This window comes from Streptomyces sp. T028 (genome assembly GCF_048159505.1).
Taxonomy (GTDB): domain Bacteria; phylum Actinomycetota; class Actinomycetes; order Streptomycetales; family Streptomycetaceae; genus Streptomyces.
Genome location: NZ_JBLRVZ010000003.1, coordinates 109611 through 134080, shown reverse-complemented (window position 1 = coordinate 134080; position 24470 = coordinate 109611). Strand labels below are relative to the sequence as shown.

The window sequence follows — 24470 nt, the reverse complement described above, 5'->3', positions numbered from 1 at the left end:
CGTCGCAGGGGGCCCACGCGCTGTGTTCAGGGGGAGATAACAGCATGCCCACACCCGAGGCGATTTGGGACGAAGCCGATCTGCCCACCCGCCGACTGGCCGGGCTGGCGCTCAACCCGGCCACGTCCGAGGACGTCCTGCTCCGGCTGCTCGCCGACGCCCCGCTCGCGGCGCGGATGGTGCTGTGCCGGGACCGTGATCTGCCCGGGGCGGTCGTCGACGCGGTGATCGACCATCCGGACACCTGCACCCGTAGCTTCCTCGCCCGCAATCCTCACGTCGACCCCGCCCAACGGGCCCGGTTGGTGGACGACGAGGACTGGTTCGTCCGCGCACACCTCTCCGAGGGGCCCCGGACCACCGGTTTTCTCCGGCCCAGGCCCCTGCCGGACGAGACGGTCGTCCACATGCTCACGACCTACACCAACGAAGAGCTGGGCAACTCTGTCTACAGGCAGTTCTCCGACGAACTGCGGCGGGCCCTGCCCACGCACCCCGACCCCAGGGTCCGCGTCTGGGGCGGCGCCCGGGACGAGAAGTTCAAGGATCCGGTGTGGGTGGAGAGCAACCTGCCGGACCGCCCTTGCCATGCGCGGACCTTCACCCTGATGAACCTGCCCCTCACCAGGGCGGTCGTCGACGGCGTCCTCACCGCTCCGGCGGGGCCGGAGGAGCGCTCGATGATCGCGGACAACCCCTCGCTGCCTTCCGACGTCGTGGTGCTCCTCGCGTCGGATCCGGACCCGGAGGTGCGGAAGTCGATCGCCTGCCGGGAGGATCTCCGGCCCGAGCAGCTCCGGGCGCTCGCCGTCGACCCCGAGCCGAAGGTACGGCTCGCCGTGTCCGTCCACCCCGCGTGGAGCGAGGAGGAACGGGCGGGGATCGACTACGAGGTGCCCATGGACGAGGCGTTCGGGTTCTACCCCAAGCGGTTGTGGCCCCGCGATCCCGAGGCCGTCCGGCAGGACGCTCTCTCCGGTCATCCGATGCTGCGCCGGAGGGCGGCGAAGGAACACGAGCTGCCGCCGGACCTGGTGGGCCGTCTGGCCGTCGACGACGATCTCGGCGTGCGTGTGCTCCTCGCGCAGAACCACCCGGACGCCCCGGCGGACCTCGTGCTCCGCAGCTTCCTGGAGTACACCGGCTGGGAACGCGACCACCTCCTCACCCGGCCGCGCTTCCCGACCGACGGGCTGGCCGTGTACGCCGACCACGAGGATCCGGCGGTCCGTGCCCTGGCCGCCCGCGATCCCCGGACCCCGCCGGAGGTCGTGGAGCGGCTGACCCGGGACCCGGATCCCGGTGTACGGGCCGCTCTCGCCCGGCATCCGAATCTTCCGTCCGCCCGGCTGGCCGAGTTGCTCGACGACGAGGAGCTGGTGCAGCACGCCGCCGCCAACCCGGCGCTGGGCGTGGAGGCCATCCGGCGGCTGGTGGCGGCGGCGCTGCCGGTCAGCTGACGGCCAGCAGGGCTTCGAGTGCCCGCGCGGTTCCCGGGTGGCGCGTGAGCAGTTCCGCGCCGCCCGGTTCCGCCGTCTCCCAGCTGCCCTCGCAGCCCAGCAGTCCGGCCAGCGCGTCGCAGGTCGCGGGGTGGGTGGCGAGGAGTGCCACGCCACCGCCGCTGTGCGCGGACGGTATGGCCAGGGGCGGTGCCTCCGGGAGCCGCCACGGCGGCACCCACGTGTCCAGTTCCGCGAGGCGTGCCGGGAAGATCCGGCCGGCCTCGCGGACGATCAGCGGGGCCAGTTCGGTGCCGCCCGCGCGCAGGGTGGTGATGAGAGTCGGCAGCCAGGGCAGCAGGACCCGGTCGGGGAGGCGGGCGAAGGCGTTCGACACCGCCTCGACGACGAAGTCGGCCAGGGCCGGCACCGGTTCGAGGGCGTGGACGAAGCCGCTGAGGTAGCGGGGATAGGCCGGGACCACCAGCGGGTTGGCGAGCAGTTCGTCGCAGCGTTCCCGCAGGGCCGTCCGGGGCAGGGTGCCCAGGTGGGTCTGGGCCGCCCACAGCAGGGCGGTGCGCGCGGGGTCGGCCGGGTGGGACTGGGCCAGGGCCAGTTCGAGCTGGGTGCGGTCGCAGCCGAGGGAGAGGGCGAGGCTCTCCATGCTGAACAGGAAGCCCAGCATCGCGGCGACCTGACGGACGGTCGCGTCCTCGTCGGTGAACGCGGTCGGCAGCAGCGTGCAGTAGTGCGCGTAGCCGGTCTTGACGAAGGACTCGATCCAGGACGGCAGGACCGGTTCGCCCGTGCGGTAGTACGCCAGCAGCCGGCGGACGCGGCCCAGCACCTCCGGGGCGCCGTCGACGCTGCGCTCGGCCGCCAGGACCTCCAGGGCGCGGGTGCCCAGTTCGTCGGCGAGCCTGCGGCTGCGCAGATAGAGGATCGCGTCCTCGACCGTGGCGAGGACGGTCGCCGCCGTGGCCTGCTGTGCGTACGCCGTGCGGCGCAGCCGCTGCTCCAGGACCTGCTCGATGCTGACGCCCTCGTAGCCGAGCTCGATGAGCGACCGCTGGTGGGTGCCGAGGGAGAGGTCCCAGGACTCCTGGATGGGGCGCTCGCCTAGGCTGCGGTCGCCCATGATGGGCCGGGCGGCGCCCTCGGGCAGCAGTCGGCGCAGCATCCACAACACGTCGGAGCAGTGGGCGAGTTCGGGCTGGGCGGCGATGTCCAGCAGGGCCCGCTGCACTCCGCGCTGCTGGAGTTTCAGGTTCAGCGGGGCGAGCCGGTCGTGGACGTCACGGGCCAGCGGCGGCAGCGCGTCGTAGCCGACCTGGCCGACGCGGTCGCCGCCCATCATGATCTCGACCAGTCGGCCCACGTCCCGCCGTCCCGGCATGCGGTCCTTCTCGATGCAGGTGACGGCCGCGTCCTGGAAGTCGTACGGCGTCGGCTTGGCGCGGTCGCGCATGCCGGCCAGCAGGATCGACGTCTCGAAGACGGCGATGGCGTCGGCGGTGGAGGCGAGATAGCCGTTGCGACGGGCGGCGCGCACGATCTCCACCGACCAGCCGAGCAGTTCGGCCTCGTCGAGGGAGTCGAGGACCGGGGGCCGCTGGAGGAAGCCCGTGAGCTTGTCGGCGGGCGGCGCCGGGGTGGTGGCGGGCATCGGGGCGGCGAGGCTCTTCTTCGGCTTCGCGCCCGCCTGGCCCGCCAGCCGGTACGGCCGTACGCGGGTGCGCTTGAGGTTCTTGGCCCACTCCGTCGCCGCGATCGAGACCGAGCCGGCGGCCAGACCGAACTGGGCCTCGATCGCGGCGTGGCTGGACGGGATCAGGCCGTGCCGCCACGTGGTGCCGCTGGGCGGGCTGATGGTGAAGGTGTCGCTGCCGTGCACGCCGAACTCGGCGACCCGGCTGGCCGCGTGGAACGCTCCGCAGACGTAGAGGCAGTCGGCGGGGTCGGTGCCGGTGGCGGCGAGGTGCTCACGCATCCGGGTCCACATATGGCGCTCGCGGTCCTCGTCGACGCGGACCCTGTGCTCCGCGCCCGGCGCGAGGCGCCGGAAGAGGCTGCCGATGAGCAGCATCACCTGGCGGTAGGTGTCGTGGTCGCTGTCGCCGAGGGGCAGCTCCACGTACTGGTGCCACCACTCGGACCAGTGCCGGACCCGGCCGTGGCGCAGGAGGTGTTCCTCCAGTTCGGCGAAGCGGGGGCGCAGGTCGCCGATCTCCACGCCGACGGCGTCGCCGTGCAGGGCGCTCTCCTCGCCGGCTGCCGGTGCGTCGGAGTCCGAGGGGGTGGGTTCGTCCCGGATCTCCCACTGGAAGACGTGGTCCGAGGAGCGGTCGACGAGGACCAGTTCGACCCCGGGGGTGTCCAGGGCGTAGGCGATGGCCTGGTACTCGGCGGAGGCCTCCGTGATCGGGGCGACGACCGACAGGGGTGACCAGTCGGCGGGGAAGCCCTCGACCTCCGACGCGAACGCCTGCACGGCCACCGGGAGACGGCAGTTGCGCAGTTCGGTGAGGAGGGGGGCCATGTCCTCGCACAGCTCCAGATACACGACCTTCGGCTGCTTCTCGCGCAGCCGGCGGGCCATGGCGATCGCCGAGGCCGGTGAGTGGTGGCAGACCGGGAAGATCTCCAGCGGCTCGCGCACCGCGCGTTCGACGTCGTCGACGATGCCGCGCAGGATGCCCTCCAGGGCGCCTGGCCCGTCGGCGAACGCCGTCGCGGCCTCGTGCAGTTGGCCGCGCAGGGCCTCGAAGGTGCCGCCGCTCATGACAGGGTCGCGATCGCGTCGCGGCCGCCTTCGAGGAACTCCGGCCAGGAGCCGCCCTCTTCCTTGCTGCGCGGCTCGACGACACCGTGCAGGTACTTGTTGAGGATGGCGAGGTCCTCGGGTTCGCGCCGGGCGAGGGAGCCGACGAGGGAGGAGGCGAGGGTACGGGCGTTCAGGGCGCGCTCGCCGAAGAAGTTGCTGTGCAGGATGGCGTCCTCCAGGACGCCGATCTGCTCGGCGGTGGACAGGGCGGACTCCAGTTTCTCGTCGTCGCTGCCGGCGGCGGCCGCGGAGGCGCGCAGGTCGGCGAAGCTCTGCAGCAGCACGTCCAGCAGGGTCGGCGGGACGTCGAGTTCGATCTGGTGGCGGCGCAGGAGTTCCTCGGTGCGGAAGCGGACGATCTCCGCCTCGCTCTTCTTGTTCGTCACGACCGGGATGCGGACGAAGTTGAAGCGGCGCTTGAGCGCGGAGGACAGGTCGTTGACGCCCCGGTCGCGGCTGTTGGCGGTGGCGATGATCGAGAAGCCGGGCTTGGCGAAGACGATGTTCTCCCCGCCGGCGCCGTCCAGTTCGGGGACGGAGATGTACTTCTCGGAGAGGATCGAGATCAGCGCGTCCTGGACGTCGCTGGTGGAGCGGGTGAGTTCCTCGAAGCGGCCGATGGTGCCGGTCTCCATCGCGGTCATGATCGGCGAGGGGATCATCGACTCCCGCGACTGGCCCTTGGCGATCACCATGGACACGTTCCACGAGTACTTGATGTGGTCCTCGGTGGTGCCCGCCGTACCCTGCACGACCTGGGTGGAGTTGCGGCAGATCGCCGCCGACAGCAGTTCGGCGAGCCAGCTCTTGCCGGTGCCGGGGTCGCCGATGAGCAGCAGACCGCGGTCGGAGGCCAGGGTCACGATGGACCGCTCGACGAAACTGCGGTCGCCGAACCACTTCTGGTCGATCTCCCGGTCGAAACCGTCGGCGCGCTCGGAGCCCAGGATGAACACCCGGATCATCTTCGGCGACAGCCTCCACGAGAACGGCTTGGGGTTGTCGTCGATCGACTCCAGCCAGTCCAGCTCCTCGGCGAACTTGATCTCGGCGGGGGCGCGCAACAGGTCGGTCATCACGGTGCCTTTCAAAGGAGTGAGGGGTTTCCAGGTGAGGGGTTCTAGGCGAGGAACGTCTTGAGTTCGTGGACGAGCTTGCGGATGTGACCGGAGATCACCGGTGTGCCCTGGTCCTTGAACCGCTCCCGGAACCAGGGGTTGACGCTGCCGCGCCCGGAGCTGGTCACCGAGCCGACGGGGATGAACTTGACCCCGGAGCGGTGGAGGGCGGCCATGCTGTCGAACAACGGCTGGTGGTGCCATTCGTAGAAGTCGGAGATCCACACCACGACGGTGTTGCGCGGCTCGGCGATCTTCGGCTGGGCCAGGGCCATCGCGACGGTGCCGTCGGTGCCGCCGCCGAGCTGGGTGCGCAGCAGGGTCTCGAAGGGGTCGTGGACCCAGGGGGTGAGGTCGACGGCCCGGGTGTCGTACGCGACGAGGTGGACGTCCACCTTCGGCAGTCCGGCGAAGATCGACGCCAGGATGGTGCAGTTGACCATCGAGTCGACCATCGAACCCGACTGGTCGACGACCACGATCAGCCGCTGGGGAGTCGTCTTGCGGGCGGTGTGCCGGTAGTAGAGGCGGTCGACGTAGAGCCGCTCCTCCTCGGGGCTGTAGTTGGTGAGGTTCTTCCAGATGGTCCGGTCGAGGTCGAGGTTGCGGAAGACGCGCTTGGGCGGGATCGAGCGGTCGATCGCTCCGACGGTGGACTTCTCGACCTGGGTGCGCAGGACCTCCGCGACCTCGTCGACGAACCGTCGGATCAGCGACTTCGCGTTGGCGAGGGCCACGCCGGAGAGGTTGTTCTTGTCACGCAGCAGTTGCTCGATGAGCGACATGCTCGGGGTGAGGCGGGCGGCGAGCGCGGGGTCGGCGAGCACCTCGCGCAGCCGCATACGGCGGACGAGGTCGCCCTCCAGGGCGCCCAGTTCCGGTCCGATCGCCGGGATGAGGTTGTCCAGGTCGGGGGTGGCGCGGTGGCCGCCGGTCCCGGTGGGGCTCACGCCCCGGCCCGCGCCGCGTCCGCCGCGTCCGCCCCGCAGGTCGCCGGGTGAGCAGCCCAGGGCCCGCTCCAGCCAGCCCGCGTCGGACTGCCACCGGGACAGCTGCCCCGCGGTGACGGCGCCGTTGCCGGTGGCGAACACGTTGAGCAGCACCTTGGACACGAGGGCCGCGCGGCGCACTTCCGCGGCACCGTCACGCCCGTCGGCGTCGGCCGCGTCGTCGTCGGCCACCATCAGGCCGTCGAACTCGTCCGCCAGGTGCGGATGGCGCTGCACGATCGAGTCGACGGAGGCCTGCGGGTCCAGCAGGGCGGGCGGCAGGCCGATGTCCTCGACGACGGCGAGGCTCGCCGACTCCAGGGCGGCCTGCTCCTCGGGGTCGAAGAGGCGGGCGAGAAGCCGCCAGTACAGGACCTGCCGACGGTTGTCGTCCGGGGTCGGCTCGGATGTCGGGTCGGATGTCGGCTCGAATGTCGGGTCGGTCATTTGCGCAGCAGCCTTCCCGCTCGCTCCCGCAGGACGGTCACCGCGTCGGTGGCGGCCTTCTCGGCCCTGACGCCCGCCTTGTCGGTGGTGCCGCCGGCCCAGGCGCCCGCCTGGAGGGCGACGGTCTTCTTGCGCACGGTGGTCTCGACGGCCAGCGGCTGGAGGCGGAACGCGCCGCCGTCCCAGCGGAGCAGACCGATGCAGGCGCCGGAGGCCGCGACGGTCTCGGGGGTGAGCGGGCCCGCGACCGGGATGCGGTCGGTGTCGACGACGAGGTCGTCGCCCGCGCTGGTGAGCACGAGGGCGTCGCCGTCCTGCCGGGTGGTGTAGCCCTCCAGGAACACCGGTTCGGCGAGGCGGGCGGGATGGCGGTCCAGGGGCGCGGTGGCTGCGGCGGTGGCGGTCGGCAGGGCGACGCGGGCGGTGGCGAAGGCGTCGGCCGGGTCGCCCGGACGGGCCCGGGTGCCGTCCCAGAGGAGGTCGCCCTCCGCGGTGAGCGGCATGGCGTCCAGGTGCATCGCCCGGCCCTCGCCGAGGGCCGCGAGCAGCGAGAGATGCGGTCGCAGCAGCTGCCAGACGCCGGCCGCGACCACGGAGTCCGGCTTGGGCACCGAGACGCTCGCGCGGACCAGCCGGGGCGCCGTGCCGTCGTCGGGTTCGAACACGGCGTGGACCTGGGCCTGGGCGGCGGTCGCGTGTTCGTGCAGGTCGATGCCGAGCGGCAGCAGCCGGCCGGTGGCGGTGCCCGGGGTGGGCCGGTGGGTGGCGCCGGGCTGGGTGAGCAGCAGGGCGCGCGCCCAGAGGTCGCCCCAGCGGCGGGCCGGGATCCGCTCCAGGGCGGATCCGGGGCAGGAGGCGGCGAGTTCGGCGGCGAAGCCGTCGAGCAGGGCGGCCAGGCGGCGCAGTTCGGGCCGGGGCAGCATCGCGGAGACGATCTGGGCGGCGCCGCCGACGAGTTCGTGGTCGATGCCCTGCCAGCCGGCGCGGGCGAGGTCGGCGAGCCAGGTCCGGGCGGCGGCGAGCAGGTTGACCTGCTGCGGGTCGCCTGTGGCCGGGGCCGTGTCGTCGGTGCGGGTGCGGCCCGTGGACGCGTCGGTGCGCACGGTGAGCGCGTCGTGGACGGCGCCGAGAAGTGCGGTGCGGGCGGCGGCCAGGACGAGGAGGTGGTCCTCGCCCGCGGTGCCCGCGGCGGCCTTCTCGACTGCCTCGGTGACCGGGGCGGCCAGCGGGCTGCCGGCGACGGCGCGGGCGAGCTCCGCAAGACCGGCGGCCTGTTCGGCCCGGGGCCGCAGCAGCCCGGCGACGAGACACCGGTCGAAGGCGTCGGCCGCGGCCAGGGCCTCCTCCAGCCCGTCCACCGGGGCGCCGAGCACGCCGGTGGACTCCCCCGCGCCCTCGACTCCGGGACGCGCGGCCCCGGAGATGGACTCCCCCATGCTCTCCGCACGCGTCGGCGCGAACCACTGCATCTCCGGCAACGGGTCCGTGACCGGCGCCTGTTCGAGGTAGGCGAGGTGGCGCAGGAACCGGCTGAAGACGGGGGCGGCGGCCGCCTTGCCGTCCGCCTGCTGCGGGCGGGTGCCGGTCATCGCGGCGGTGAGCGCGGCGGCGTCGGGCTCGCCGCCCGTCGGCTCGACGCGCAGATAGCGGGCGACGCGCTGAGCGCCGTACTGCAGGACCGCCTCGGTGACGAGGGCGCGGATGTGGTTGCAGAACGAGCCGCGTGCGCCGCCGCAGGGCCGGTTGTTGTTGGTGCTGCACGCGAAGGCGTAGGTCCCGGCCGCGATCGACGAGACGTACACCCGCTCGATGTCCGAGCCGCTGGAGACGACCCCTTGCAGGCGTCCCTCGGCCAGTTCGACGAAGGGGACCTTGGCGAGCTTGCGCGGCCGGGCGGGCGGCACCACTCGGGCCGTGCTCGCCCTCTCCCAGTTCTCCCAGTCCGACAACTCACCATCTCCTTTGCGGCACACGGCTGCACACGCCGGATCGGCGCAGCACAGGGGGATTCGCCGCACCCGAGCGGCGCGACACCAATGAACTTATCGGCGACCACTGACAACGCGTCCGACCTGCGGAAACAGCGCCCGGTAACGAATCCCGGCGGCTCCGCGGGAAGTTCCGGGCCGTGCGGTCCGGGGTGCAGCGCCGTGCCCGTCCGCATCCCGGTCGGGATCGCATCGCAAACGGTCGGCTCTCGTAGAATCCGGATGATCACGGTCGGGGTGCGGGCAGCCCGGCGGGCGGAAGGGACGGGATTGAGCGGGGAGGGTGCGGCGTTCGGGCCGCTGCTGCGGGAGTTGAGGCTGGCCGCGTCGCAGACCATCGAGGGGCTGGCGGAGGCGTCGGGGGTCAGTGTGCGGGGCATCGGGGACCTGGAGCGGGGGCGGCGGGCGGCTCCGCAGCGGCGTACGGTCGCGGCGCTCGCCGACGGTCTGGGGCTGGACGCGGCGCTGCGGGAGCGGCTGCTCGCGGCCGCCCGGGCGGGGCGGGCGCCGGGATACAGCCCGGTGGGTGTACGGGCGTTCCCGCGCGGCATCGACGACTTCGTGGGCCGGGAACCGCAGTTGACACTGCTGGCGGAACTGGCTGAGCGGCGGGACGCCGTCCAGCCGGTGGTGGCGGCGGTGTCCGGGCCGCCGGGGGCGGGCAAGACGACCCTCGCGCTGCACGCGGCACGCGCGCTCGCCGACCGGTTCCCCGACGGGCAGTTGGTCGTCGACCTGTGCGGCACGGACGACGAGCCGCCCGGCCCCTCGGAACTCGTCCTCAGGGTGCTCAAGGCTCTCCGGGTGGCCGACCGGGATCTCGCCCAGGCCGGGCCGGAGGGCCAGCCTGCCCTGTACCGGCGGGTGCTGGCCGAGCGGCGCTGTCTGCTGGTGCTGGACGACGCGCGCGACGAGGCCCAGGTACGGCCGCTCCTGCCGGCGGCGGGCGCGGCCATGGTGGTCGTGACGAGCCGGCGCATGCTGACCGGGCTGGAGAGTGTGCACCGGCTGCCGCTGGGGGAACTGAGCCCGGCGGAGGCCGCCGCGTTCCTCACCGCCCTGGTCGGCGCCGAGCGGGCGGCGGCCGATCCGGACGCCGTCGCCGATGTCGCCGACCGCTGCGGGCATCTGCCGCTTGCGCTGCGGGTGGCGGGCAACTGGCTGGCCACCCGCTCCGGTTGGACGGTACGCCGGCTCGCCGACCGGCTGGCCGCCGAGGACCGGCGCCTGGACGCGCTGACCGCGGGGGACGTGCGTGTCGCCGCCGCCTTCGACCTGTCGTACCGTCAGCTCACTCCCGCCGCCGCCCGGTTGTTCCGGCGGCTCGCGCTGCTCCCGGGCCCGGACACGGGGGCCGCCGGGGCCGCCCGGCTGACCGGACAGGCGCTGTTCGACGCCGAGGACACCCTGGAGGAGCTGGTCGAGACCGGGCTGCTCGGGGCGTACGGCGAGCGGTACCGGCTGCACGACCTGCTGCGCCTGTACGCCCGTACGCGGCTGGCGGCCGAGGAGAGCGCACCGGACGCCGTACGCGCGCGTACGGCCCTGTACGACTGGCTGCTGGGGACCACGGTCGTGGCCGGGCGCTGGTTCGAGCCGGACCACGGCGCGCCGCCGGCGGACTGGGACGGGGCGGTCGATCTGTCGAGCGCGGACCGGGCCCGGGCCTGGCTGCAGGCCGAGGGAGCGAACTGGCTGGCGGCCCTGCGCGCGGCGGCGGCCGGAGGGGCGCACGCGACCGTGGTGGAGGTGGCGGAGGCGCTGCACTGGTTCTCCGACCAGTGGATCTTCTGGGGGCACTGGCCCGAGGTCTTCGGCACGGCCGCCCGCTCCGCGCGCGAGCTGGGCGATCCGCTGCTGGAGGCGACGCACCTCAACTACCACGCGTGGGCGCTGCTCACCTGCGAGGGACGCCCGCACGACAGCCTGGAACGCTCCGCGGAGGCGCTCGAGGCGGCACGGCGGGCCGGTGACGTACGGCAGGATGCCTGGGCCCACATCTATCGGGGGCTGGCGTTCGGCCGACTGGACGACCACGTCCCGGCCGCCGACCACATGCACCGCGCGGTCACGCTGTTCGAGGCCGCGGGCGATCTGCACGGCAGTCTCCAGGCGCGGCACGGACGCGCGCTGATCCTGATGGACTCGGGCCGCCCCGAGGAGGCCCTGGTGGTGTACGAGGAGACGCTGGCGTTCCTGGAGCGGGTCCAGGACCGACTGGCGCCGCACATCGCCCAGTTCAGCCGGGGCGGCATGCACTCGGGCATGGGCTCCTGCAATGCCCTGATGGAGCGCTGGACGGACGCGGTCGAGCACCATCGCCGCGCCATGGCCATCTGGCGGAGCAGCGGCAACACGGCCATGGAGAGCCGCCAGCTCGTCCATCTGGGCGACACTCTGCTGTCCGCGGGGCGGCGGACCGAGGCCCGGGAGGCCTTCGCCCGTTGTGTCGGTCTCGGCCCGGACGCCGACCCGCAGCGCGTCGCGGCGGCCCGCGACACCCTCGCCCGCCTCGACACGCCCTAGGCGGCACCGGCGGGCGAGGTCCCCGCGCCGTGGTTCCCATCCTCGTCGCCACCGCTGCCCCGCGTCTTGTCCCGCAGCGCACCGGACTGTTCCGTGCGCGCACGACCGCGGCCGGAGTGTTCCTGCCTGTTTCCTGCCTGGAGGCGGTCCCGGCGCGCTGGTTGGCTGCAGGAGGCGGGGAGACCGGGCCGCCGCCGCTCCGCGTTCTCCTGTGCCTCGTACGGCTGGAAGGGAGAACCGGGTGGGCCGGGAGTGGACGACGGATGGGGTTCCCGAGGGGGAGCGGCTCTCGTACTGGCGTGACGCGCTGGGCAGAGCGCTGGTGCCGATGACCGTCACCGCCCCCGCGGACGGCCCCTTCTCGGGCCGGATCTCCACCCGACGGCTCGGTTCCCTGCGGATCGCCACCGTCGAGGCCGACGCGCAGCGCGCGAGCCGCACGCCCGCCCAGATCGCCCGCGCGGCCTCGGACTGGGTGGCCGTCGGGGTCCAGACGGCGGGCACGGCCACGCTCCTCCAGGACGGCCGGCACGCGCGCGTGGGTGAGGGCGACCTCGTCGTGTACGACACGTCACGCCCGTACGCCCTGGACTATCCGCAGCGGTTCTCGACGCGGGTGCTGCACATGCCCCGGCGGGCGCTCGGTCTGCCCGAGGAGGAGCTGCGGCGGGTCACCGGCACCGCGATCGCGGGCGCGGAGGGGGCTGGTGCGCTGCTCGGGTCCTTCCTGACCGGACTCGCGGCAGCGCTGCCGGCGTGCTCCCCGGCCGTCGCGACCAGGCTGGCGGCCAGTGTCGTGGACCTGTTCGCCACGCTGGTGGACGAGCGGACGACGGTCGACGTGCCCTCCCCCGCCGACGTGAACCACCCTCTCGTCCCCCGCATCCGGGACCACATCGACCGGTATCTCGCCGATCCCGGGCTGTCCCCGGCGACGATCGCGGCGGCGCACCACATCTCGGTGCGCTATCTGCACCGGCTGTTCGAGGAGGAGGGGGTCACCGTGGCCCGGCTCATCCAGCGGCGGCGGCTTGAGCAGTGCGCCCGGGATCTGACGCGGCGGGACGCGGCGGCGCCCACGGTGTCGGCCGTCGCACAGCGCTGGGGTTTCGCCAACCCGGCCCATTTCAGCCGGGTCTTCCGGGCGGCCTACGGACGGTCTCCGAGGGAGTGGGTGCGGTCCGGGGCGGTCGGCTGAGGGCGTGGGATCGTGTTCTGCCAGGGCCGCCGGCCCTCACTTCGAGGAGCGGCTCGCCTTCCAGGCGTAGAGCACCGCCACTCCGGCGAGCGTGGCCGCCGCCGCGCCGATCGCGCGGCCGCCGCCGTCTCGGGAGCGCCAGGCCAGCACCGCGCCGGTGGACTGGGCGGACAGGGCCGAGCCGGCGCTGAGCCAGGAGCCCACGGAGGCGATGGACGTGGCGGAGCCGACGGATCCCACCGACAGGAAGCTGCCGACGGAGGCGACGGACAGGGAACTGCCCACGGAGCCGATGGAGAGGAAGGAGTCGACCGAGCCGATCGACAGTGCCGAGTTCCTCGACCACAGCGAACGCCAGGAGCCGTCCGCGCCGTCACGCTTCGCCACCGCTCTCGTCATGATCCGATGATAGGGCCGGAGCGGTCAGGAGGGCGGCCAGTCGCGGTAGGCGATCCGGGCGAGGTCGTGGAGTTCGCCGACGGTGCCCCACTCGTTGCGGCCCAGCCGGGCCAGCGGCCGCAGCCGCCGTATGTCGGGGTGGCCGTCGACGACGACGTCCTCGCGTACGGCGGCGTGCACCACCTGGCCGAGGACCAGGGTGGAGTTGCCGATACCGAGGGTGGAGTGCAGCCGGCACTCCAGCGCCACGGGTGAGGCGGCCACGCGGGGCGGCTTCACCCGCAGCGAGGGCTCCCGCTCGATGCCCACGGCGTCGAACTCGCCCTCGTCGGCGGGGAAGTCGGTGCCGGTGGCGTTGATCTGCTCGAAGAGCGGCTCGGGCGCGATGTTGACGACGAACTCACCGGTGGCCTCGACGTTGCGCAGGGTGTCCTTGCGGCCGACGGAGGTGAACTGGACGATCGGCGGGTCGGTGCAGGCGACGGTGAAGAAGGAGTGCGGGGCGAGGTTGGCGGTCGTGCCGTCGGCCGAGAGGGTCGACACCCAGGCGATCGGCCGGGGTACGACGACGGCGGTGAGCAGCCGGTAGAAGGCTCCCGCGCCCAGGGTCTCGGGATCGATGTCGACGCGCATACCGGCCACCCTACGATGCCGTCGTCGCCCCAGGTCATCCCACCTCCCACAGGAACCGGTGGGTGTGGATGGCGAAGTAGGGGAAGGACTGGATGCCGCTGACGCCCTCGGTCGGCCGCACGGTGTCGTTGACGAAGTCGAGCAGGTCCTTCGCGGTGCGACCGACCACCTCGGCGAACAGGTCGAAACCGCCCGAGGTGAGCACCGAGTACACCACCTCGGGGTGGGCGGCCAGCGCGTCGGCGACGGGGCGCGGATCGCCGTCGACGGTGATGCCGAGGAGCGCCATGGCCTGGCCGCCCATGGCCATCGGGTCGGTGACGCCGACGACCTGCACGGCACGCGAGTCCAGCAGCCGCTGCAGCCGCTGGCGGGCGGCGGACGCGGACAGGCCGACGCGGGGGCCGAGCTCGGCGTACGCGATACGGCCGTCGGTCTGCAGTTCGCGCAGGATGGCCCGGTCGATGTCGTCCACGTGTGGTCCCTTCCCGGTGGTCAGCCGGCCAGTTCGGCCAGGGCGGCGGCGAACAGTGCGGTGTGGGTGTCGACGTCCTGCTCGGTGGTGTCGGGGCACATCAGGGCCATGTTGTGGAACGGTGTGAGGAGGATGCCCCGGTTGGCGAGGTAGAGGTGGAGGTAGTCCTCCAGCTCGGTGTCGCCGGCGGCCGCGGCCTCGGTGCCGGTGCGGGGCGCGGGGTCGGTGAAGCGGTACTCGGTGCGGGCGCCGAGGCGGCTGACCGACCAGGGCAGGGCCTGGGCGTCGATGCCCGCGCGGACGCCCGCCTCGAAGCGCTCGGACAGTTTGTGCATGTGGGCGAACGCCTCGTCGGTGAGGACGTGTTCGAGGGTGGCGCGGGTCGCGGCGACGGAGAGCGCGTTGCCGGCGAGGGTGCCGCCGACGCCGCCCATGTCGACGAGGTCCAGGTCGGCGCGGGCCAGCAGCCGGTCGGCGAGCTCTGCGGAGAGACCGTAGGCGCCTGCGGGGATGCCGCCGGCGATGGCCTTGCCGATGGTCAGCATGTCCGGCTCCAGCCCCCAGACGGCGGTGCAGCCGCCCGGTCCGGCGGAGAAGGTGTGCGTCTCGTCGTTGATCAGCAGCGTGCCGTGCCGGCGGGTCAGCTCGCGCACGCCCTCCAGATAGCCGGGCTCGGGCAGGACGATGCCGATGTTGGTGAGGGCGGGTTCCATCAGTACGGCGGCCACGTCGCCGTGGGCGAGTTCGCGCTCCAGGTGGTCCAGGTCGTTGAACTCGGCGACCCGGCTGGTGAGGGTGACATCGCAGGGGGCGCCGACGTTGCCGGGGCGGGTGGCACCGTGGCCGTCGGGGCCGGTGACGATCAGGGACTCGTCGACGCTGCCGTGGTAGCAGTAGCTGTTGAACAGGATCTTCGGGCGCGCGGTGACGGCCCGGGCAAGGCGGATCGCCCAGCGGTTGGCGTCGGTGGCGGTGAGCGCGAAACTCCAGCGGGCCAGGCCGAAGCGGCGGGTCAGTTCGGCGCCGACCCATTCGGCGTCCTCGGTGGGCAGCATCGCGGTCGCGCCCCCGAGGGTGGTGAAGCGGTGCTGTACGGCGTCGGCGACGGCGGCCGGCGAGTGCCCCGCCATGGCGCCGGTGTCGCCGAGACAGAAGTCGACGTACTCGTGCCCGTCGACGTCTCGGACCCGGGCGCCCCGCGCGGACTCCAGGTACCGGGGGAAGGCGCCGGCCGTCTTGTTCATCCAGGTCATCGGCACCCGGCCGAAGAGATGACCGGCACGCACGTAGGCGTCCCGGGAGCGGGGGTTGCGCCGCTCGGCGTCCGCGCTCTCACGGGCCAGGAGATGACGGAGTCGGGCACGGTCCATGGCACATCCCGGGTCGAATCGGGCGACTGAATATGATGAATCTACGGTCGTCAGCGCGGAGACGGCAAGCCGCGACGCTCGATTCGACTGTCATGACGCTCGAATCGAGCGTGGGTCGAGGTGTCCGCCGGGGCCTGCCGGCATGGGCGCACCAGGGGTCGCGTCGAAACGCGGGGCTGGTCATGAAGGCGCCCGTGCGCGATCATGAACGGTGTTGAACCGGTCATTGCGGGCCCGCTCGGAGACATGAGAGACGAAGGTCACGAATACGTATCGGACATTTAACGCTTCAATCTTCACACCAGTCACACATGTTGGTTAGGTTGACGCCCAGACCGCACGATCGACTCCGGCGAACACCACCGGGTCAGGCGGCCCAACAGCCCGGCAGGGCACTGAGCTTGGGGCACCCCCTCCGCGGGGTTGTCCGGATCCGCGGGCGGGCACGGCCCGGCGGAGCACGGAAGGAGTACGTCTTCCATGGCGACGGAGGTCGGCGAGCCGAGCCGGGCGGAGATCCAGCAGGCGGTCAACGCGTTGTACGACCGGGCCGAGAGCGACACCGGGAAGTACAACGTGACGCGCGCCCAGGCCGGCGGCGGCCGTTCCGGTGTCTCCCTCGCTCGTGGCGGACGCGGGTCCGACCCGTCGACCGAGGCCATGTCCCGCAAGTGGTTCGACGGGGCACGCAACAGCATCGGCCCCACCGTGGCCGCGGTCCTCCCGGCCGACCGCATGCCGGCCCGCCCCCTCGGCGGCCCGGCCGCCCCCAGGGTGCCGAAGGAACTGGAGGAGGCGTTCGAGAAGCGCGCTCCGCTCGCGCTGGAGTCGGGCCGACGGCTCGAACTCGAAGCGCCCGCACGGCAGGTGCCGGAACTCCCCGCGCGGGCCGTCGCCGCGCTGCCGCCCGCGCCGGCGCCCACCGTGCCTCAGCAGGCGCCCGCGGCCCTCGAGCCCGCGCCGTCACAGCCGCCTCAGCCCTCGCCCGCGGCGACGATGGCGATGCCGACGGTGCCGCAGCAGGTGACGGCGCAGCAGATGGCACCTCAGCAGATGACGGTGCAGCAGCCGACGGCACCGCAGCCCGGCATGCCCACCCAGGCAATGGCCGCCCAGCCCATGGCGACTCCGGCGGCGAGGCCTCCGGCCACCCCCGTGGTGAGGCCCGGGGACACCGCGGCGCAGCAGGCGTACCGCGCCGAGGCCACGGCCGCGTGGGCGGGACAGGGCACGTCCTCACAGCCCGTCCTGAGCTCCGACACGGGCCCGCAGCCGATCGTGGGCGGCACGGACCAGATGCCCGAGGCCAAGATCATGACCCCGGGTGCCGGCAAGGCGGCGACCCGGGGCGCCAGGCCCGCGCCCGCCTTCCCGACGTCCGAATTCGGCACCCCGAAGCCCGCGTTCAGCTTCCCGATGCCCGAAGTCGACCCCGCGACCGGCACGTTCATCCTGCCCGACTTCGACGCCCCGCCCTCGGCACCGACACCGGCACCGGCGGCCGCCCCCGCGCCGCAGGCCGGCCCCGGCACCGGCTCGTTCACCTTCCCCATGCCCGACACCGCCGCCCCCGCCCCCGCGCCGGGTGCGCCCATGCCCCAAAGCGGCCCCGCGAGCGGCTCGTTCAGCTTCCCGATGCCGGACGCCGGCACCGCCACCCCGGCCCCCGGCACCCCGATACCCCAGACCGGCCCCGGCACCGGTTCGTTCACCTTCCCCGTGCCGGGCGCCGCTCCCGGCCCTTCCACGCCCGCCGGCGGCACGCCGGTCCCGGGGGCCGGTGCTCCCGGCGCGGTCTTCCCGCCCTCCGAGTTCGGTGTCGCGCAGCCGCCGTTCAGCTTCCCGTACCCCGAAGCGGCTCCGGCCGGGCCCGCCGTCGCTGCCCCGATGGCCCAAGCCGGCCCGATGACCGGCTCGTTCGCCTTCCCCATGCCCGACGCCGCCCCCGCGCCGGGTGCGCCCATGCCCCAGACCGGCCCCATGACCCCGCCGTCCGGCGTCCTCGTGCCCGAAGCGGCCATGGCCGCGCCCGCCGCCGCGGGCTTCCCGACCCCCGACCTCGTGGGTGCCGCTCCCATGGCCGCCATGGCGGCTCCGATGCCGGGCATGGCAGCAGCCGCGGTGCCGGGCACGGCCGGACCCGCGACCGGCGTGATGGCACCGCCGATGGGCATGGTCGCCCAGCAGCCGCTCGCCGCTCCCGCAGCCGCCCCGATGCCGATGCCCGCCCCGGCACCCGTGCCCGCCGCCGCGCCCATGCCCGCACCGGCCCCTACACCCGCTCCCGCCGGCCCCACCTTCGCCGGGACCGGCACGGCCTATCTCGGCAAGGCCGACAAGGCACTCGCCTTCGCGCGGGCGCAGATCGGGCGGCCCTGCCTTCCCGGCGCCACGGGACCGGAGTCGTACGACTGCTCCAGCCTCACCCAGGCCGCCTGGCGGGCCGCCGGGGTGATGCTGCCGCGGGCCGCGATCGACCAGGCGAAGGCCTTCACCCGGGTCGGTCTGGACGCACTCCGCCCCGGTGACCTCGTGTTCTTCCACGACGACCTCAGCCATGTCGGCCTGTGCACCGACGGCGGCATGATGATCCACGCCCCGGGTCCCGGCGCGGCCATCCGCGAGGAGCCGATCATGGCCGTCGGCGAGGGCACGGTCCGGGGCGCTGTACGGCCCTCGTGAGGTGACCGGCCGGGGCCCACGGGTCCCGCCGAGCGGGCGCGCCTGGCCGAAAGAAGGGCATCGCGCGGCCGGACGTCGCCGTCACACTGGCGTTGTGGTGTGAGGGGAGGCGGTCCGGTGGGGGACGCGCGGGAGAGCGTGCGGAAGGTGGACCGGGGGCCCGGGCCATCTGGCTGTCCGATGAGCCGTGCGGCGGACGGGAGTTGGGTCGTGCACGGGTACGCGGCCGCTCGCGAGGTGCTGCGCAGCACGAACACGGTCCAGGCGGGTCTCGGGATCGAGACGGTGGAGAAGCTGCCGCGGCGCGTCCGTCGACCGGTGCTGTACCAGGACGGGCCGGAGCACCGGGAGCAGCGCCGGCAGACCGCGCGGTTCTTCACGCCCCGGCGCGTGGACGAGCACTACCGCGCGCTCATGACACGGGTCGCCGTGGAGCAGGTGGCGGCGCTGCGGGCGGCCGGGACCGCGCAGTTGTCCGACCTGAGCTTCACCATGGCGATCGAGGTGGTGCGGGAGATCATCGGGCTCACGCACAGCCGCCCCGGCCTGAAGCGGCGGCTGGAGCGGTTCTTCCCCGAGGAGTTCGGGCGGCCGGGACTGACCAGCGTGCGCGGCCTGTACTGGACCGTGCGGGGGAACGCGAACTGGCTGGCGATCCACCTCGCCGACGTCCGCCCCGCGATCCGCGCGCACCGCCGCCGGGAGCGGGACGACCTGATCTCGCACCTGCTGGACGAGGGCTGCTCGGACGCCGAGATCCTCGGCGAGTGCCTGACGTACGCGGCGGCCGGCATGGTCACCACCCGGGAGTTCATCTGCGTGGCCGCCTGGCATCTGTTCGGCGACCCGGGGCTGCTGGAGCGCTACCGGGCGGCGGCGGAGCCGGAGCGGCTGGCGCTGCTGCAGGAGATCCTGCGGCTGGAGCCCGTCGTGGGGCGGCTGGCCCGCCGGACGACCGCGCCCCTGACGGTCGGCGGGACGCCGGTGGCGGCCGGTGAGCTGATCACGGTGCATGTGGACGAGGCCAACGCCGATCCGGGCGTGGTGGGCGAGGGGCCGTGTCGCCTGCGTCCCGGCCGGACGATGGGACTGGGCCCGGGGGCGGCCGGGCTCGCGTTCGGGGACGGCGCCCATCGCTGCCCGGGCGCCTCCGTCGCCGTACTGGAGGCTGACGTCCTGCTCAGCCGGCTGTTCGCGCTCGACGGACTGCGGACGACCGGCGTACCACGCGTGTCGTTCAAGGACGAGATCGGCGGTTACGAGATCCGGGACCTCACGGTGACCGTCCCTGCGTGACGACGCGGGCCGACGCGCGACGGCCGCCCCGGCCCGGGCGGACCGCCTCACCGCGGACCGGCGCCTCAGCGCATCGCGGAGCCGGTGCGCCCCTGCGCCCGGCGGGCGTTGTTGTAGGCGCGCAGGAGAAGCTTGGAGACCGCGCAGGGCGACCTGTCGACGTGGCACTGACGGCAGGTGCGGGTGTGCTCCTCATAGGCGGCTCGGGCCTGGTGCAGAGCGTCCTCTGGAGAGGGCATGGGGGGTCCTCCGAACGAAACGACGGGTGGGCGGCGACGGACCTACTGGCGAGTAGGCCCACGACGAGGGAAAGTGGATCATGTTACTCACGGTAGCGGAAAATGGGATTCCAGCCGTTTCGGCAACGGCCTGAGAAAATGCCCGAGATCCGCTCACCACGAGGCAAGGGGGCCGACTTGGCAGGCGAGGACGACGGGCGGCGCGCCGCGGCGGTGTTCGACGCGCTGGGGTCCGGATACGAGAAGGCGTTCGCGCACTCGGAGGCGCATCGCAGGTCCCTGGAGTGGCTGCTCGGGCGGCTCGCGCCGGGCAGCTTCGTGCTGGACGTCGGCAGCGGCACGGGCCGGCCGACGGCCGCGACCCTCGTGGCCTCGGGGCACGACGTGCTGGGCGTCGACGTCTCCCCGGTCATGGTCGGGATCGCCGGGCGGCAGGTGCCCGGAGCGAGCTTCGAGTGCGTCGACGTACGGGATCTTCCGCTGGACGAGGGCTCGTTCCACGCGGTCTGTGTGTACTTCTCGCTGCTCCAGATGGACCGTGCGGAGCAGTCCCGGCTGATCGGCCGTCTCGCGCGGGCGCTGCTGCCGGGCGGCAGTCTGGTGCTGGCCACCGTGCCGCTCGACGTGGAGGGCGTGGACGCGGTGTTCATGGGCCAACCGGTCCGGGTCACCAGCTTCGCCGGGGAGGATCTCGTCGAGGTGGTCCGGGCGGCGGGCCTGACCGTGCTGGCCGAGGAGGACACACTGTTCACCCCCGACCACCCGGAGGCCGTGCCCGAACCCCACCTCTTCCTCTGCTGCGGCAGAAACTAGGCCCCCCATACTGCGGCAATACTGCGGCAGGTACTGGACCCCGAGCCCCCGTCAGCGTTCCGTGCGGGCCGCGAGGGACAGGACCAGCGCCGCGGAACCCGTGCCCAGGAGCGCGCCCGCGATGACGTCGCCCGGGTAGTGCACGCCGGTGTGGACCCGGGAGTAGCCGACCGCGCAGGCGAGCACGCCCAGCGGGACGGCGGCGGCCGGGAGGGCCTGGCCGACGGCGGCCGCGAAGGCGACGGCCGAGGCGGTGTGCCCGGACGGGAAGGACGCGGACTCCGGCATGGGCACATGGCGGCCCGGGAACGGCGAGTCCTCGGAGCGGTGCGGCCGCCGGCGCCGTACGAGCCGTTTGCCGACGAGGTTCGCGGTCGCCGAGGCCACGCCGATCGCGGCGACGCCCAGTACGGCCGCGCGGCGCGAGCGGCCGCCGCACAGGGTCAGTCCGGCGGCGACCGCGAAGGACAGCTTGGAGTGGTCGGCGGCGGCGGACAGCCGACGCAGCGCGGTGTCCAGGGTGGGGGTTCTGGTGATGGTGACCGTCTCGTAGAGCGCCTGGTCCAGCGTGGCGAGGTCGTGGACCAGCGGCGGGGTGGTGAGCTTCGGCAGGCGGTCAGACATCGTAGGCATCCTTGATCGTCCGGGGGTCGTGATGGCCGAGGGCGAGGCGCACGATGCGCCGCCAGTCGACCGTCGGTGGCGCGTAGGCGGCGCCGGGGCGGTGCCGGGGCACCCGGACCCGGAGCACGCTGGGCCGTACGGTGCACACCACCGGGGTGGGCAGTTCCAGCGCCTCGCCGTCGACGGCCACCGAGATACGGTCCCGGTCGGACTCGACGACCACGCGGTGGGGGGTGAGCGTGGTGATGCCGCTGGCCCGTTCGCCGAGGAGGGCGAGTTCGGCGGCCTGGGCGGCGCCCTCCACGCGGATGCCGATCACTCCGAGGAGGCCGGTGTCCAGCCGCGGACGGCGGCCGCCGCCGAACGGATCTGCGCGGGCGTAGGCGTTGTTGCTGACCAGGAGGGCCTGCGGGGCGTGGAGCAGGGTGTCGTCCGCGCGGACGTCGAGGGTCGGTCCGGTGGCGCCCTGCAGCAGGTCGGGCAGGTGTTCCAGGGCGGTGGCGGCCTTGGCGTCGCGGTACTCGGGGTTCTGCACGATCTCCGCGTACGCCCCGAAGGAGACGGTGTTGACGAAGGCCCGCCCGTCGACGTCCCCGAGGTCCACGCGGAGTTCGACGCCCTGGGTGAGGGCGTCGAGGCTGAGCGCGGGGTCGGTGCGGTCCAGGCCGAGGTCCATGGCGAAGTGGTTGCGGGTGCCGGCGGCGATGACCATGAAGGGCACGTCGTGCTCGACGGCGACGGCCGCGACGAGGGCCTGCGTCCCGTCGCCGCCCGCGACGCCGAGCAGGTCCGCGCCCTCGGCGACGGCCTTGCGGGCCTCGGCGACCGGGTCGGTCCAGCCCTCGCCGGTGCCGAGCAGGACCACCTTGGCCCCCAGCGCCTCGGCGCGCGCGACGAGGTTGTGCTTCGCGACCTTCCCGCCGCCCGACCGCACGTTCATGATGAGGACCGGCCGACGGGGCGGCGGGGTGCGCCGGCCGTGGGTGCCCTTGGGGCGGCGCAGACTGCGCAGCGACTGGCGGGCCGAGGCGAGGGCGGCTCCCCACAGGGCGAGCGCGCCGACCGCGACCACCCACAGTCCCGAGGTGGCGTACAGCACCAGCACGCCCACGGGCGCGGTGACGGCGAGCAGCCCGCCGAGGATGCGGGCGCCGCCGCGGCGGGCCAGCGTCCACCAGACGCCGGCCCCGGCGAGGGCGAGACCGGCGAGGCCGATGAGCAGGACCACCCAGCCCCCGGACCCGGCGCCGCCCGCGACGACCGCCGCACAGCCGAGGACCAGGGCCAGGGCGAGCCGGGCCCATCTGCGCGCGCGGGCGACGGCGTCCTTGGCCGTCATCCCCGCGGTCCACTTCGAAAGCGTCTCGTTCACCGTGCGCCCGCCATGCTCCGGGGTCCCCTTGTCGTACAGGTCGTCGTCCGTCGTCGTCCGTGGACAGCAGTCGGTCAATTGTCCATGGCACAGCAACCCGGTGTGACCGCCGGGTCGTTGGAAGCCTCCAGACGGCAGAAGCAGGACGCCCGGACGGGTACGTCGGCCAGTGCGGCCGCCAGTTTCAGCTGCTGGGCGACGATCAGGGCCTCCGCGTCCTTGCCCCGGCGGACCAGGCACTCGTGGAAGCCGTGCAGGGACCAGACGTTCCCCGGGTGCTGGGAAGGGCGCGGCAGGGTGTCGTCGAGCCCGAGGTCGGCGCGGTAGACCGCCTCCGCCTCCGCGACCCGGCCCTGTTCGAGGAGCAGGGCGCCGTAGGCGTGCCGGGTGGGCTGCATCCAGCCCCACGGCTCGTCGTACGGGAGGTTGTCGTCCAGCGCGATCGAGCGTTCCAGGGCGGCGAAGGCGAGGTCGTGGCGGCCCTTGCGGTACTCCAGCTCACCGTCCAGCATCGCGGAGGCGATCGCGAGGATGTCGGCGCAGGTGTTGTTGAACAGCATGCGGGTCTCCTGGACCCGTCCGGCCGCCGCCCGGAACAGCCCGCGTTCGCTCTCGGCCTCCGGAACATGGCCGGTGGCGGAGAGGGCGACCCCGCGGGCGTAGCGCAGCAGAGCGGTGGTGAAGCTGTAGAGTTCCGCGTCGGCGGGGAGCGGCAGGGCGAGGATGTCGTCCCAGCGGCCGAAGCGGATCAGGACGTGGAACCGCATGCCGAGGAAGGCCTCCAGCCAGTCGGCCATGGGCGGGCTCTCCACCCGCAGCAGCTCCTCCGGGATGGTCGCCTCCAGTCGGTACACGGTCTCCAGGGCCGTGCCGCACTGGCCGAGGAACATCGCGCCGTAGATCTTGAAGTGGAGGTCGTGGCACCGGTACAGCGTGTAGAAGTTCATCGGGCCGGAGCGGGCCAGGACCTTCTCGTCGGCGGCGATCGCGGCGGTGTTGTCGGTGACGACCCGCCGGTAGTCGCCGCAGAGCACGTCCAGGTGCGAGGGCATGTGCTGGAGGTGCCCGGCGTCGGGCACCAGCCCGCGCAGCCGGTCGGCGACCCGGAGGGCGGCCTCGGGGGTGGGCGACATCTCCATGAGGTGAACGTAGAAGTGCAGGACGCCGGGGTGTACGGCCGCCGCCGGGTCGGCGAGCGCCCGGTCGAGCACCTCCTCGGCCTCCCGGGTGCGGGCGCCCTCGGCGGGGCGGCCGGTGCGCACGTCCCACAGCTGCCAGGGGGTCAGGTTCATCAGGGCGTCGGCGTAGAGGGCGGCGACGTCGAGATCGTCGGGGGCGAGTTCGTGGACGGCGCGCATGGCGTCGGCGTACGGCTCGTTCCACACCGCGCAGTCCGGTGCGGGCCGGGTCTGCGGATAGCGGGCGCGCAGGGCTCCGATCAGCGCCCGCTCCACGGGGGTGGCTCCGGCGGCCTTCTCGTGGGCCAGCTCCACGGCGGCGTGGGTGCGGGCCACGGTCCGCTCGAGGTCGTGGTCGTCGAAGAACTCCCACGGCTTGTTGTAGTTGGGGCCGAGGGCGTACGCGATGCCCCAGTACGCCATGGCGCAGTCGGGGTCGGCCCGGGCCGCCGTCTCGAAGCAGGCCACGGCCTCCTCGTGGTGGAAGGCGTACGACCACACCAGCCCGCGGTCGAACCACAGCTGGGCCTCCGGGGAGTGGGTCGTCACGGTCCGGCCGTGGCTGCCGAGGTCGTAGTAGTCGACGTCGACGTCGGCTTCCCCATCCACGTCCGTGCCCGTGTCCGTGTCCGTGTCCGTGTCCGTGTTCTGCACGTTCTCCACGGATTCCATGGTGCTCCCATCGTCGGTCGGCGGCTCGGGCGACGTATACCGCGCGGGACGGCGCCGGGCGGGTGGCTTCGGGGCGGGAGCACCCGTACGGGGTGAGGGGCCCGTCGGCGCTGCGACGGGCCCCTCTGCCGTGATCCGGTGGTTCAGTGGGTCCGGTCTCTCAGTGGGTCCGGTGTCTCAGTGGGTCC

Annotated in this window: 18 protein-coding genes and 1 pseudogene; 6 read left to right on the top strand and 13 right to left on the bottom strand. The window is 73.4% G+C overall.

The window, feature by feature from the left end; translation table 11 throughout:
- The first annotated feature begins 44 nt into the window (after window positions 1-44).
- On the top strand, window positions 45-1460 hold the full coding sequence (locus ACLZN2_RS03210; RefSeq protein ID WP_416976782.1) for a hypothetical protein: 1416 nt from the start codon (window positions 45-47) through the stop codon (window positions 1458-1460).
- Here ACLZN2_RS03210 and ACLZN2_RS03205 read toward each other — a convergent pair.
- The 5 genes and pseudogenes from ACLZN2_RS03205 to ACLZN2_RS03185 all read right to left on the bottom strand — a co-directional run.
- Window positions 1453-4221: a hypothetical protein gene (locus ACLZN2_RS03205; RefSeq protein ID WP_416976781.1), complete on the bottom strand. Its 2769-nt coding sequence runs from the start codon at window positions 4219-4221 to the stop codon at window positions 1453-1455. The two genes, ACLZN2_RS03210 and ACLZN2_RS03205, sit on opposite strands and share 8 nt — an antisense overlap.
- Complete coding sequence (locus ACLZN2_RS03200) at window positions 4218-5339, bottom strand: ATP-binding protein (RefSeq protein ID WP_416976780.1); 1122 nt, start codon at window positions 5337-5339, stop codon at window positions 4218-4220. The genes ACLZN2_RS03205 and ACLZN2_RS03200 overlap by 4 nt, the downstream gene beginning before the upstream one ends.
- Window positions 5340-5383: 44 nt before the next feature.
- Complete coding sequence (locus ACLZN2_RS03195) at window positions 5384-6817, bottom strand: VWA domain-containing protein (protein ID WP_416976779.1); 1434 nt, start codon at window positions 6815-6817, stop codon at window positions 5384-5386.
- Window positions 6814-8253 (bottom strand): hypothetical protein, encoded by a 1440-nt coding sequence (locus ACLZN2_RS03190; RefSeq protein ID WP_416976821.1) that lies wholly within the window; start codon window positions 8251-8253, stop codon window positions 6814-6816. The genes ACLZN2_RS03195 and ACLZN2_RS03190 overlap by 4 nt, the downstream gene beginning before the upstream one ends.
- 6 nt (window positions 8254-8259) lie before the next feature.
- A pseudogene (locus ACLZN2_RS03185) lies at window positions 8260-8766 on the bottom strand (hypothetical protein); the annotation flags it as partial.
- Window positions 8767-9075: 309 nt separating this feature from the next.
- Here ACLZN2_RS03185 and ACLZN2_RS03180 point away from each other — a divergent pair.
- Window positions 9076-11331, top strand: a complete 2256-nt coding sequence (locus tag ACLZN2_RS03180; protein WP_416976778.1) for an ATP-binding protein — start codon at window positions 9076-9078, stop codon at window positions 11329-11331.
- 241 nt (window positions 11332-11572) lie between these two features.
- On the top strand, window positions 11573-12529 hold the full coding sequence (locus ACLZN2_RS03175) for a helix-turn-helix domain-containing protein (protein WP_416976777.1): 957 nt from the start codon (window positions 11573-11575) through the stop codon (window positions 12527-12529).
- A 36-nt stretch (window positions 12530-12565) separates the two neighbouring features.
- Here the strand turns inward: ACLZN2_RS03175 and ACLZN2_RS03170 are convergent, their stop codons facing one another.
- Genes ACLZN2_RS03170 through ACLZN2_RS03155 form a run of 4 tightly spaced genes read right to left on the bottom strand, consistent with a single transcriptional unit; the run spans window position 12566 to window position 15406 of the window.
- The gene (locus tag ACLZN2_RS03170) at window positions 12566-12928 is read right to left on the bottom strand and encodes a hypothetical protein (protein WP_416976776.1); all 363 of its coding nucleotides are present in this window, start codon (window positions 12926-12928) and stop codon (window positions 12566-12568) included.
- Window positions 12929-12952: 24 nt separating this feature from the next.
- Window positions 12953-13561 carry a flavin reductase family protein gene (locus tag ACLZN2_RS03165; RefSeq protein WP_416976775.1) on the bottom strand — a complete coding sequence of 203 codons (609 nt, stop codon included), beginning with the start codon at window positions 13559-13561 and terminating at the stop codon, window positions 12953-12955.
- A gap of 34 nt (window positions 13562-13595) precedes the next feature.
- On the bottom strand, window positions 13596-14036 hold the full coding sequence (locus tag ACLZN2_RS03160; RefSeq protein WP_416976774.1) for an Lrp/AsnC family transcriptional regulator: 441 nt from the start codon (window positions 14034-14036) through the stop codon (window positions 13596-13598).
- 20 nt (window positions 14037-14056) lie between these two features.
- Window positions 14057-15406, bottom strand: a complete 1350-nt coding sequence (locus ACLZN2_RS03155) for a transaminase (protein ID WP_416976773.1) — start codon at window positions 15404-15406, stop codon at window positions 14057-14059.
- A 480-nt stretch (window positions 15407-15886) separates the two neighbouring features.
- Here ACLZN2_RS03155 and ACLZN2_RS03150 point away from each other — a divergent pair, with 480 nt between their 5' ends.
- Both ACLZN2_RS03150 and ACLZN2_RS03145 read left to right on the top strand, forming a co-directional pair.
- Window positions 15887-18088, top strand: a complete 2202-nt coding sequence (locus tag ACLZN2_RS03150) for an NlpC/P60 family protein (RefSeq protein ID WP_416976772.1) — start codon at window positions 15887-15889, stop codon at window positions 18086-18088.
- 117 nt (window positions 18089-18205) lie between these two features.
- Window positions 18206-19384, top strand: a complete 1179-nt coding sequence (locus ACLZN2_RS03145; protein WP_416976771.1) for a cytochrome P450 — start codon at window positions 18206-18208, stop codon at window positions 19382-19384.
- Window positions 19385-19449: 65 nt separating this feature from the next.
- Here the strand turns inward: ACLZN2_RS03145 and ACLZN2_RS03140 are convergent, their stop codons facing one another.
- The gene (locus ACLZN2_RS03140) at window positions 19450-19623 is read right to left on the bottom strand and encodes a hypothetical protein (protein ID WP_416976770.1); all 174 of its coding nucleotides are present in this window, start codon (window positions 19621-19623) and stop codon (window positions 19450-19452) included.
- A gap of 138 nt (window positions 19624-19761) precedes the next feature.
- Here ACLZN2_RS03140 and ACLZN2_RS03135 point away from each other — a divergent pair, with 138 nt between their 5' ends.
- Window positions 19762-20436 carry a class I SAM-dependent methyltransferase gene (locus ACLZN2_RS03135; RefSeq protein WP_416976769.1) on the top strand — a complete coding sequence of 225 codons (675 nt, stop codon included), beginning with the start codon at window positions 19762-19764 and terminating at the stop codon, window positions 20434-20436.
- A gap of 51 nt (window positions 20437-20487) precedes the next feature.
- Here the strand turns inward: ACLZN2_RS03135 and ACLZN2_RS03130 are convergent, their stop codons facing one another.
- From ACLZN2_RS03130 to ACLZN2_RS03120, 3 genes are all read right to left on the bottom strand, one after another.
- A complete protein-coding gene (locus ACLZN2_RS03130) occupies window positions 20488-21060 on the bottom strand; it encodes a phosphatase PAP2 family protein (RefSeq protein ID WP_416976768.1) in 573 nt (190 codons plus the stop codon).
- Window positions 21053-22399: a diacylglycerol/lipid kinase family protein gene (locus tag ACLZN2_RS03125; RefSeq protein ID WP_416976820.1), complete on the bottom strand. Its 1347-nt coding sequence runs from the start codon at window positions 22397-22399 to the stop codon at window positions 21053-21055. Before ACLZN2_RS03125 ends, ACLZN2_RS03130 begins: the two co-directional genes overlap by 8 nt.
- 107 nt (window positions 22400-22506) lie before the next feature.
- On the bottom strand, window positions 22507-24219 hold the full coding sequence (locus ACLZN2_RS03120) for a hypothetical protein (RefSeq protein WP_416976819.1): 1713 nt from the start codon (window positions 24217-24219) through the stop codon (window positions 22507-22509).
- Window positions 24220-24470 lie beyond the last annotated feature (251 nt).